General features: G+C 68.0%; 8 protein-coding genes and 3 pseudogenes. 3 read left to right on the top strand and 8 right to left on the bottom strand.

Annotated elements, in window-relative coordinates:
- Positions 1-9 precede the first annotated feature (9 nt).
- The 5 genes and pseudogenes from ACFRMN_RS07430 to ACFRMN_RS07450 form a co-directional block, all read right to left on the bottom strand.
- A pseudogene (locus tag ACFRMN_RS07430) lies at positions 10-512 on the bottom strand (transposase family protein); the annotation flags it as partial.
- 56 nt (positions 513-568) lie between these two features.
- Positions 569-1,000, bottom strand: coding sequence for a LysE family translocator (locus ACFRMN_RS07435; RefSeq protein ID WP_383014676.1), 432 nt, complete (start codon positions 998-1,000; stop codon positions 569-571).
- Between the two features lie 450 nt (positions 1,001-1,450).
- Positions 1,451-1,747, bottom strand: a pseudogene (locus ACFRMN_RS07440) (hypothetical protein); the annotation flags it as partial.
- A 204-nt stretch (positions 1,748-1,951) separates the two neighbouring features.
- Positions 1,952-2,101, bottom strand: coding sequence for a hypothetical protein (locus tag ACFRMN_RS07445; protein WP_383014679.1), 150 nt, complete (start codon positions 2,099-2,101; stop codon positions 1,952-1,954).
- A gap of 273 nt (positions 2,102-2,374) precedes the next feature.
- Complete coding sequence (locus tag ACFRMN_RS07450; protein ID WP_383014682.1) at positions 2,375-2,944, bottom strand: TetR/AcrR family transcriptional regulator; 570 nt, start codon at positions 2,942-2,944, stop codon at positions 2,375-2,377.
- A gap of 376 nt (positions 2,945-3,320) precedes the next feature.
- Here ACFRMN_RS07450 and ACFRMN_RS07455 point away from each other — a divergent pair, with 376 nt between their 5' ends.
- Positions 3,321-4,316, top strand: a complete 996-nt coding sequence (locus ACFRMN_RS07455) for an NADP-dependent oxidoreductase (protein WP_383014685.1) — start codon at positions 3,321-3,323, stop codon at positions 4,314-4,316.
- 286 nt (positions 4,317-4,602) lie between these two features.
- Positions 4,603-5,556, top strand: a complete 954-nt coding sequence (locus ACFRMN_RS07460; RefSeq protein WP_383014688.1) for a tellurite resistance/C4-dicarboxylate transporter family protein — start codon at positions 4,603-4,605, stop codon at positions 5,554-5,556.
- A 506-nt stretch (positions 5,557-6,062) separates the two neighbouring features.
- On the opposite strand, the gene ACFRMN_RS07465 is transcribed toward ACFRMN_RS07460, so the two are convergent.
- On the bottom strand, positions 6,063-6,548 hold the full coding sequence (locus tag ACFRMN_RS07465) for a hypothetical protein (RefSeq protein ID WP_383014691.1): 486 nt from the start codon (positions 6,546-6,548) through the stop codon (positions 6,063-6,065).
- A gap of 313 nt (positions 6,549-6,861) precedes the next feature.
- Here ACFRMN_RS07465 and ACFRMN_RS07470 point away from each other — a divergent pair.
- Positions 6,862-7,224 (top strand): annotated as a pseudogene (locus ACFRMN_RS07470) (BTAD domain-containing putative transcriptional regulator); the annotation flags it as partial.
- Between the two features lie 109 nt (positions 7,225-7,333).
- Here the strand turns inward: ACFRMN_RS07470 and ACFRMN_RS07475 are convergent.
- Together ACFRMN_RS07475 and ACFRMN_RS07480 are read right to left on the bottom strand one after the other, a co-directional pair.
- Positions 7,334-8,863 (bottom strand): helix-turn-helix domain-containing protein, encoded by a 1,530-nt coding sequence (locus ACFRMN_RS07475; protein ID WP_383014693.1) that lies wholly within the window; start codon positions 8,861-8,863, stop codon positions 7,334-7,336.
- Positions 8,864-9,092: 229 nt separating this feature from the next.
- The gene (locus tag ACFRMN_RS07480) at positions 9,093-10,703 is read right to left on the bottom strand and encodes an alkaline phosphatase D family protein (protein ID WP_383014696.1); all 1,611 of its coding nucleotides are present in this window, start codon (positions 10,701-10,703) and stop codon (positions 9,093-9,095) included.
- Positions 10,704-11,073 lie beyond the last annotated feature (370 nt).

Below are 11,073 nucleotides of genomic sequence, written 5' to 3' on the forward strand. Positions count from 1 at the left end.
TGCTGCAGCTAGGATTTTCCAGGTCTTCATGCGGACGAAGAAGTGCTCGACGCGGGCGCGGACTTGTTTGTGCGAGCGGTTGTGCTCCTGCTTCCACTGGGGCAACTTTTCACCCGGGGTGCGGCCGTGGGGGCAAGAGGAGCCCGGTGCCCGGATAGCCGCCGTCGGCCATCGTCAGCGTTTTACCGACGGCGGCCTTAGCGCCGGATTCCGCCCCCGCCTTGCAGTCGTTTCCGTTGCCCGGCAGGGGCTCGCCGACCACGACGATCAGGCGGCTGTCGACTTCGAGACGCCGAACGGCGGGGCGAGCTGGCGCATCGTCAAGTTCGTCCACCAGTACGCGGTGACCAGCAACACGCGGTCTGGGAGAGGCAGGCCCACGGCCGGCCCCGCGGTGCGGCGTCCGCACCCTCACGGCGCGGCGCGGTCATCAGCTTCCCGAAACGGCGGGGGCTCAGCCCGGTGAACGGGACTATCCAGGACGACTCCGACGCCGTGATCACACCAGTCACACGAAGATCATCTACCCGTGACCGGCGCCTCCGGGACAACCAAAGGGTGCAGGGGCTTACCTCGCCGTTGCGGCTCGAATCCCCAAGCTGACCACCACAACTCCCGCCAGACGACACATTCCACGCCGGAACCGGGGCGTGTCGATCGCCGAACGCGCGGCGGCCACCACCGACGTCCACAACAGCAGCCAGACAAGGACGACGATCACATGCGCGATCGCAAGCGCCGCGATCTGCGGCGCGATGGGACGGCTGGACGTGAGGAACTGCGGAACGAGGGTGAGATAGACCGACGCCGCCTTCGGATTGAGGACGTTGGACCACAGACCTTGCCCGAAGCCCCCAAGCTGAGTCCACGGCGAGCGCCATCGCACCCGTCTCGTTGCATCGATGCCTCGACAAGCTGAGCGCCACGTGGTCACGCCCAACCAGATGCGATAGATCCCGCCCAGGATCTTCACCACCGTCAACGCCTGCGCCGACGACATGACAAGGGCCGACAAGCCAACTGCAGCGAACGCTGCATGTACCAGGAGCCACACGCCGAGCCGAACGAGACGAGCGCGCCATCGGACCGCGAACCCGCGATCACCTGCTGCGTGACAAGGGTGAAGCTGGTGCCGGGAATCAACGTGAGAGGTGTGACTGCGGCCACGAAGCCGAGTACCTGATGCCACTGCACACAACGAGCATCGGCAACGGGAGCACCCTCAACCACCCCTTCCCCGGCGGCTCTTCCGGCCTGGGCGGAGACCGCGGCGTCTCCTTCGACTTGAAGGTCATTACGGGACAAGACTTAGGCGCACCGGACCGCTGGAAGCCCCGGATGGCCTTCCTACGGCCCCTGCGCCCGGACATCTTACTTCTGCAAGAGTGCAACTTCTGGGATCTGCTCGGCTGGCGGCGACTGCACCGGGTGGTTATCGACATCGGCCTGGCTGGAGGTGAATCCCGTCGGGCGCGGCGACATCCGGCTGATCGGTGGCGTCGATCTCGGCGGTGAACTTCCGTGTTTCCTGCGCGGGCCCCTTGAGCTGCGGTGCCTCGTTCCGATCCCCGGTTCCACTACCTCCGCCGCCGGAGTCACCACTACCGCCGGCGGCATGGGGCGCGACGCGTTCGAGGGTGTCGGGATTGAACTGCGGCACGATGATGCGCTGGGGAGTGCCGCGCTCAGGATCGACGATGACGATCCCGGACCGAATGAGCTTGGGAATATCCGCGTAGCGAGTCACAGCCGGGCCTCCAAGCTTGGAGTGTCGCGCTGGGACTCATTGTCTCTCAGGCGTTTGATTAAGTATCGTTCTCACGCTTCTCGTCGGTCTCGTATGTGCTCCATGAACCAGTTATTCGCGACGGAATCTTGCCAAGGGGAAGGTGCGAGAAGTCGACCACGGCCTCGTACCATGACATGGATTCATTCGATTCCTTTGCTGCGTTTACTGCGGGTGTTTCAACATCCGTATGGTGCGCAGTGCTTCGGCGAGCTCCTCCTCAGCGAGTACGGCATGTCCCAGTGCGGCGATCAGCGCCGAGTCCTTCTCCGCGGTCGGGCCGAACAGATCGCCTTCAACGCCAAGAAGTTCCATCTCGACAACCTCGGTGCGCTGGGACGCGAGGAAGCAGAGATGAGGATGGTTCGGTGGCGTGCGGCACCGTCATGCCTTCGTCGCCGCGCGCGTCCTTGACCTGCGGCGCGAGCGCGTGCCGCAGGGCCGGCCGAGCCGTGCGCTCCGCGTCGTCGATCGAACCTCAAACCCCCTCCCCGACCGGCCGGTTGGCGCCACTCACGCGGCGGGGAACCTCACTGGTGGCGGCCGGCGCGCCGGGTGTCCGAGGCCCGACGCGGCCGGGTGCTGTCGTCAGTGGGGGGAGATCCCGTCGAGCAACATCCGCAACAGCCGGGCCCGACGGTCGGAGTCGGGCGGCAGTGCCCCGTCCGCCCAGGCGATGGCCACAGCCATGGCCCGCACGTCCTCCGCATCGGTCTCAGCGCGGAGGGCGCCCGACTCGGCCGCACCGCGGATCAGTGTCATGCCGACCTCGATCGCCCGCCAGCAGACGCTGTGCTCGTCAGCGGCGGCCGGCGGACTGGCCAAGGTCCGGGCCAAGCCCTCGTACATGCTGCTCTGCTCGATGTAAGCGTCCAGCCAACGGTGGACCGCCTTCAGGCGGTCCGGCTCATCGAGCAGTTCGACGCCGAGCCGGTGCAGCTCGGTCAAGCCGTCCTCCATCACCGCGAGGGCCAGTTCGTCCCGGCCCGGGAAATGGCGGTACAAGGTGCCGGGGCCGACCCCGGCCGCGCGTGCGATGTCGTCCAGGGACGCGGTGACGCCGTGCCGGGCGAACGCGTCGCGGGCGGCGTCGATCACCGAGCGTCGGTTGCGTGCCGCGTCGGCGCGCAGCGGACGCGCGCCCGAACCGGTGGCCATAGCGCCCTCCTCGAAGATCCGGTCATCAAGCGGGGACCATCTCCGCATAACGGCTGGAGACATCCTCCGGATAGTACCCAAGGGGCTCCGGCATGCGAAAGCCGTCTCACCTTCAGGGCCCCGTGATGGCGGGGTGGCCGCATGGCCGCGCATCACCCGAGCCGAGTCGCGGCCCATGCCGACGTCGCCCCGACCGCCCCCCGATCCGGAGAATGTCTCCGGATGGGTGTTAGGGTGAGTTCCTAGTGGAGACAGTCTCCGTTTATCTCGGAGTGACGACCTTCGCCACCAGAGGCCGGGCCCTGCCGGCTCCATCGACTCGACGGAAGCCGCGCCCCAGTGCGGCCACACGCACAGCGTCACAGGAGGAACAGTGATGAACAGGCAATGGATCTACACGGCGGCCCCGGAAGGCAAACTGACGACGGACATCTTCGAGCTGCGGAAGACCGGCGTCCCTGAGCCGGGTCCCGGCGAGGTCCTGGTCCACAACCGGTACTTCAACGTCATGCCGGGCAACCGGGCCTACATGCACTCCGGCCCCCTTCTCGGGGAGCTCGGGTCCCAGGCGGGAACGCCGATGACGAGCCTCGCCGTGGGCGAGGTCGTCAGTTCCAACGATCCAGCATTCGCACCCGGCGATGTGGTGCAGGCGATGTCGGCGTGGCAGGACTACGTCGCCATGCCCGCGCAGAGCCTCGCCAAGCGGGACGGCGCGCCTTCCGTAGAGCACTACATCGGCCTGATGGGCCAGTCGGGATACACGGCCTACGTCGGACTCCTCCACGTCGGTCAGCCACGCGCCGGCGAAACGCTGCTGGTCACCGCGGCGGCGGGTGGAGTCGGATCCGCAGTCGTCCAGCTCGGCAAGATCGCGGGCTGCCGCGTGGTCGGCGTCGCAGGGGGGCCGGAGAAGTGCGCGTGGCTGGAACAGGAAGTCGGGGCGGACGCGACCATCGACTACAAGGCCGGCAACCTGTCCGAGCAGTTGCGGCAAACCTGCCCCGAGGGTGTTGACCTCTTCTTCGACAACACAGGCGGACCCGTCCTCGAAGCCGCACTGGATGCGATGAAGCACGGGGGCCGCATCGTGCTCTGCGGCAACACGGCTCAGTACGACAGCGACAAGCCGATGAGCGGACCCAAGGGGGTGCCGCTCACGCTCATCCTCAAGGACCTCACGATGAAGGGGTTCGCCTGCATGACCTACGCGGAGCACTTCAGCGAAGCCGACCGCGACTACTCGTCCTGGCTGGAGGAAGGGCGGATCAAGCCCTTCTACCACGTCATCGAGGGGCTGGAGCAGGCACCGAACGCTCTCGTCGGTGTCCTGGGCGGCGTGAACCTCGGCATGACCATGGTCCGCGTCTGAGGAGGGCACAACTGGAGAACGCCCGGCGCGGGCCCGCGGAGTCGCAGCTCGTACGACCGTTTCCGCCTGGCTGTCGATGAGCCCGGCGGGATACGTGGGGCCCGGGAGAGAGGCCGACCAAGAGCGGAGCGGGCGGCCGAGGCGACGCTCGCCGTAACGGGGGAGCCTCCTTCCGCACAGTCCGCCCGTGATGACGGTTGCTCAGGTGCTCGTGAGCTGAGTGCCATTTGGCCCCGCCGCGGCGTGTACGGACGGTCTCCCGACCGGAGCGCTCCACCGTGGAGCGGTGAAGGAACTTACGCCTGCGGCCGGGACGGCCGTGATGGCGACCGGAGTCCTCTCCGTCGGGCTGGACCTGACGGGATATAGGGCACTGGCCGCGGTCGCGCTCATTTTCGCCGGCGCGCTGTGGGTGGCTTTCGCCGCGACGTTCACCGTGCGGCTGGTGTGCAGCACGGAGCGGTGGCGACGCGACGCCGTGACGCCGCCCGCGCTGACGGCGGTCGCGTCGACGTGTGTGCTGAGCGTCTGTCTGTCGCTGGAGGGGTGGCGTTTCGCGGCGGTGGCGGCGCTGGCATTGTCGGCGGCATTGTGGCCGGTGCTGCTGGTGCCGGTGATCCATGGCTGGGGCCGGCGGCTGCCGGGGGTGGTGTTCCTGGTCTGCGCGGCGACGCAGAGCCTGGCCGTGGGCGCGAGCACCCTCGCCGTACTGGAGAGATCGCGGTGGCTGTGCTGGGCGAGTCTGGTGCTCTTCGGCCTGGGGGTGGCGTTGTACGGGCTGGCGCTGGCCCACTTCGACCGGCGCGAGGTGCGTACGGGCGCGGGCGACCACTGGGTAGCGGGCGGGGCGCTGTCGATCTCCGCGCTGGCAGCGGCCAAACTGACAGACGCCAGCGATCCGCGCGGCCCCCTTGGGTGGGTCCCGGCGCTTCACGGGCCGCTGCGCACGGTCACGCTCGTCCTGCTCGCCGGCAGCCTCGCCTGGGTGCCCGTCCTGGTGTACGCCGAGGCACGGTGGCCGCGGGCGCGGTACAACGTACAGCGCTGGGCCACGGTGTTCCCGCTCGGCATGACCGCGGTCGCCTGCCTCGTGGTGGCGGCGACCGCCGGACTGCCGGCGGCCGGGACCCTCGGCCGCGTCCTGCTGTGGATCGCCGTCGCGCTGTGGCTGCTGACAGCGGTCGGCGCCGCCCGCCAGGGTCGCGGGCGGCCGGGGGGCAGAGCCCGTCCACCGCGGTAGGGCGAAGCGCGGGTGAGATGTGCGGGTGAGATGTGCCCCCGCTCGGGCGCGAAGTCCCGGAGAACTCCCACAGCCGCGACGTCCCACAGCTGCCGCCGACCGGAACCAATGGGGGCTGGAGCGATGACGAAGGTCGGCTTGCTCCGCGTCAGCGGATCATCGTCCACGCCGGCATCCGGCAGGTAACGGGCGCGCATTACCGTGTGCGGGACGGGCTACCGGTAGCGGGGGCAGGTCAGGTGCCGGCCGAGGCCGCGCATCCACATCTTCATCGAGGTGATGAACCGGTTGATGTCGGGCCTGTCCGGAAGCGGCGAGGTGCTGGTGGAACGGAGACACAAGGAGGCGGGCCACGGTCTCCTGATGGTGAGTCACAGGGGCATTGATGAATCAAGCTCGGAGTCGCGTGCGTCCGCCTCCTCCTATAGTGAGAAGACGGACGCATGGGGACCGGGATCAATGGTGGGATGGCTCCCGGCCCGGTTTCGGGGTTTCTCGGGCTGTTTCTACGCGCCCTGGATGTCGATGATCCTGCCTCCGGGAGTGGGAACGGTGTAACGGACCTTCGTCGGGTCGCCGCCGCGCCAGTACTGGGTGACGATCACCGTGGTCGTACGGGGGTTGCTTGCTCCGAGCGCGACGGACCGGTCCTGCGGGACGTTCTGTGCGCGGAAGACGGGGTCGGCGGAGTGTTCATCGGCCCATGTGTCGAGCCGCGCGTTGAGTCGGGCGGTGAGGAACTCGTTGCGGACTTCCCGCGGGTTCATATGGGGATTGGTGCCCTCGACCGCGCTCTTGTACTGGTCGAAGAACGCGGTGACCGTCCGCACCGCACCGTTTTGGGCAGCTGCCGCGGGCGCCGTCACCGAGAGGGTGCTCCCCTGAGCGGGCAGGGCGGCGGGCGCCGATGCGGCAGTGGCGGTCCCGGCGTAGAGGGCGAGGGCTGCCGCGGGGGCGAGGGTGAGGGCGGTGATTCGGTTGAGCTTGAGCATGCCGGCCTTTCCGGGGAACCGAAGGTCGGTTTCCCGTGGCAAGAGTTCCCCGAGCCCGGCGTCCCGGATGCCCTGTGGCCTGCGTGAACGTTTCTTTGCGGCGAATATGCCCGTAACGGCGGAGCGCGGGAGAGGCGCGAGTGGGGCGCATCCGCCGCGGGATCTGCGCCGCCGGCGTTCGTCTCCACCGTTACGGGCGGCGACCAGGCGATTACCTGGCCTTTCTGGAGCCGGCGGCGGTCCTCGGTTGGTACGCGCGCATATGCAACCGGTGCCTCAAGATCACGGCACGGTCTAATCGAAGCCCGAGCAGACGAGGGAACTGCTGTGGCAGGCTCTGGAGTTGTGGGAGGGCGAGCCGTTCGCCGGCATGCCAGGTCCGTTCGCGGAGCGGCAGCGCCGGCGGTTCGGCGAGCTGCGTCTGAACCTTCTCGAAGAGCGTGTCGCGTACGACCTCGCACTGGGCCACGCGGCGCGATGCGTGCCGGAACTCACCGAGTTGACCACCGAACACCCGCTGCGCGAGCGGCCCTACGGCCTGCTGATGACAGCCCTGTATCAGGCGGGACGGTCGGCCGACGCGCTCGCCGTCTTTCGCGGAGCCGAGCCGAGCCGAGGTCGTACTGGCGAACTCCTTCTCCGCGACGGACCCGGCCGACGCCGAGGACACCCTTGAGTCGCTGGTCGACGCCTGTCTGCTGGAGTTGTTGCCGAGGGGTGACAGTCCCGACCCCCTCCTGACCCGCTAAGTAGCGGGTCAGACGGGGTACGGCGGCACTCGCCCATCAAATGTCGCGGAAGATCTCGATCTGCGCGCCCACCGAATTCAGCCGCTCCGCCAGATCCTCGTAACCGCGGTTGATGACATAGACGTTGCGGAGCACGGACGTACCCTCCGCCGCCATCATCGCCAGCAGCACGACCACGGCGGGCCGCAGCGCCGGCGGGCACATCATCTCGGCCGCGCGCCAGCGGGTCGGGCCCTCGACCAGGACGCGGTGGGGGTCGAGGAGTTGGAGCCGGCCACCGAGGCGGTTGAGGTCCGTGAGATAGATGGCGCGGTTGTCGTAGACCCAGTCGTGGATCAGGGTCTGGCCCTGGGCGACCGCCGCGATGGCCGCGAAGAACGGCACATTGTCGATGTTCAGCCCGGGGAACGGCATCGGGTGGATCTTGTCGATCGGCGCTTCCAGCTTGGACGGCCGTACGGTCAGATCCACCAGCCGGGTACGGCCGTTGTCGGCGGAGTACTCGGTGGTGCGGTCGTGGTCGAGTCCCATCTCCTCCAGTACCGCGAGCTCGATCTCCAGGAACTCGATCGGGACCCGGCGGATCGTCAGCTGGGACTCGGTGACCACGGCGGCGGCGATCAGGCTCATCGCCTCGACCGGGTCCTCGGAGGGGGAGTAGTCGACGTCCACATCGATGGACGGCACGCCGTGCACGGTCAGGGTGGTCGAGCCGATGCCGTCGACCCGGACGCCCAGCGCTTCGAGGAAGAAGCACAGGTCCTGCACCATGTAGTTCGACGAGGCGTTGCGGATGACGGTCGTGCCGTCATGGCGGGCGGCGGCCAGCAGGGCGTTCTCGGTGACGGTGTCCCCGCGCTCGGTCAGTACGATCGGGCGGTCCGGCGAGATCGAGTGGTCCACCTGGGCGTGGTACAGGCCCTCGGTCGCGGCGATGTCCAGACCGAACCGGCGCAGCGCGATCATATGCGGCTCGATCGTGCGCGTACCGAGGTCGCAGCCGCCCGCGTACGGCAGCCGGAAAGCGTCCATCCGGTGCAGCAGCGGGCCGAGGAACATGATGATGGAGCGGGTACGGCGGGCAGCCTCCGCGTCGATCGCCTCCATGTCCAGCTCGGCGGGCGGCACGATCTCCAGGTCCATGCCGTCGTTGATCCAGCGGGTGCGTACGCCGATGGAGCTGAGCACCTCCAGGAGCCGGAACACCTCCTCGATGCGCGCGACCCGGCGCAGCACCGTGCGCCCCTTGTTGAGCAGCGAGCCGCACAGCAGTGCCACGCACGCGTTCTTGCTCGTCTTGACGTCGATGGAGCCGGAGAGCCGGCGTCCGCCGACCACCCGCAGATGCATGGGCCCGGCATAGCCGAGGGAAACGATCTCACTGTCGAGCGCCTCACCGATGCGCGCGATCATCTCAAGGCTGATGTTCTGGTTACCGCGCTCGATGCGGTTCACGGCGCTCTGGCTGGTGGCCAGAGCTTCGGCAAGCTGACTCTGTGTCCAGCCACGATGCTGACGGGCGTCACGGATGAGCTTACCGATGCGTACGAGGTAGTCGTCTGCCATAGGGGAAGATTATCTCAGGTGTGAGATAAGCGCCCTGCGGGGGTGCGCTGCCCGGGTGACGGCCGCCCGGGCGGATTTCCGGGGTCTCCGGGGACGGATCTCCGGAGTGGAGCTGCCGGGACGGGCCGGCGGACGGGCCGAGGGCGGCCACCCACGCTCCGATCGTGGGAGCCCGGGGCCGCCCCGGCAACCGCAGCGCCGCCGTACGGGTCAGGCGGCTGACGTGCCATCAGGCGCGCTGGAGCCCCGGCCGTCCCGCTTCGGTGAGATAGGAGATACGGGTCGACACGGGCGCGCCGGGCCGGGTGACGTAGGGGAGCACCTTGAAGTCGGCGCGGCAGAACTCCCGCGTGGCCGTGCAGCGGACGTAGCCACGCTGGTAGTTGGTGAACTCGATATGCGAGTTGGCCGCGAGCAGGCTCACCCCGGAGGGGTCGAGGTCCATGCCGTCCATCTTGGTGGAGATGGAGGTGCCGACGAATTCGACGCCGACCGTGGGGGAGTCCGGGTCGTCGAAGTTCCGCTGGAGATTGGCGGCGAGATGGCGGTGCATGTCCCCGGTGAGTACGACGGGGTTGCTCACATGACGCGCGGCGATCTGGTCGAACAGCCGCTGCCGCGAGGACGCGTATCCGTCCCAGAAGTCCATCACGAACGACTGGCCGGGGCCGGGATCGGTGTCGACCTGGTTCATGGGGATCTGCTGGGGGATGAAGTTCCAGGTCGTCCCGGAGCGGCCGAGGCTGTTGTAGAGCCAGCTCTCCTGCTCGGCGCCGAGGATGCCGCGGTCGGGGTCGAGACGTTCGTCGCAGCCGCTCTTCGTACCGTCGCCGCAGGGCTGGTCGTCGCGGAACAGCCGGGTGTCAAGGATATGGAACGAGGCCATCCGCCCGTAACCCAGCTTGCGGTACAGCCGGGCCTCGAAGCCCCTGGGCTTGTTGGGCAGGCGCAGCGGCAGATGTTCGTAGTACGCCTGGAACGCGGCGGCGGCGCGCTGGCGGAAGACCGCCGGGTCCTGGTCCGGCTCGTTGTCGAGCTTGGAGTGGTCGCCCGCCCAGTTGTCCTCCACCTCGTGGTCGTCCCAGACGACGGCGAACGGGTGGGCCTGGTGGGCGGCGATCAGGTCCTGGTCGAAGCGGTGCAGCGCGTGCCGGTTGCGGTACTGGGCGAGATCCATCGGCTCGGGGCGCAGCTCGGCGGCGACGGGGACCTGCCGTACGCCGCCCATGGCGTCGATGGGGTTCTCGTAGATGTAGTCGCCGAGATGCAGGATGAGATCGATGTCCTCCTGCGCGAGATGGCGATAGGCGGTGTAGAAGCCCTCGAACCACGCCTGGCAGGAGACGAAGGCGAAGTTCAGCTCCTTGGGCCGGCTGTGCGGCGAGGGTGCGGTACGGGTGCGGCCGACGGGGCTGATCACACCGCCGGCGCTGAAACGGTAGTAGTACTGCCGGCCGGGCTGAAGGCCCGTCAGTTCGACATGGACCGAGTGGGCGAGCTCCGCCACCGCCTTGGTCCGTCCCCGGCGTACGACACGCCGGAAGCGCTCGTCCTCGGCGACCTCCCAGAGGACCGTGACCGAGTGGGGCGGCATACCGCCGTTGCCGTCGGGTGCGAGGGGGTGAGGCGCGAGGCGGGTCCACAGGACGAATCCGTCCGGCCAGGGGTCGCCGGACGCGACCCCCAGGCTGAAGGGGTCCTCAGTGAATCGCTCGGCGGCTCCGGCCCGGCCGGCCGACAGGTTGCCGGCGGCGAACGCCAACGCGAGCGTTCCCGAGGCGCCGAGCATCGCGCGTCGCCCCAACCCTCTGGATCTGTCGATCCCACTGTTCAGTGGCATGGATGCTGGTCCGTTCCGTCGTGCGGGATCCCGCCCGAGCCGAGGTACTCGAAGGGGTATCGGCGCTTGATTTAACGTCCGTTCGTGTTGTAATCACACGGTGAATATCACATGAGAATCACGGCGTACAAGAGCACCCGCTGTGGGGGCTGCGACGCTTGTCGTAGGCGACTGTAAGGCGCTGCTCGGCGAAGATCGATTGCGGCATGAGATGGCCAATGCGCACCCCGGTAACACTCTTGACACCTCTCGCGGGGGGGCTCATAGTCTCCACGCCACAGAATTCACGTTAGATTTCACATTCGAAGATGGTCGTCTTCACGCCGTGCAAGTGACGACGAGCGGACGAACTGACGAACAGTCGACGCTG

Origin of the sequence: Streptomyces sp. NPDC056835, assembly GCF_042789485.1 — a bacterium.
Taxonomy (GTDB): Bacteria; Actinomycetota; Actinomycetes; order Streptomycetales; family Streptomycetaceae; genus Streptomyces.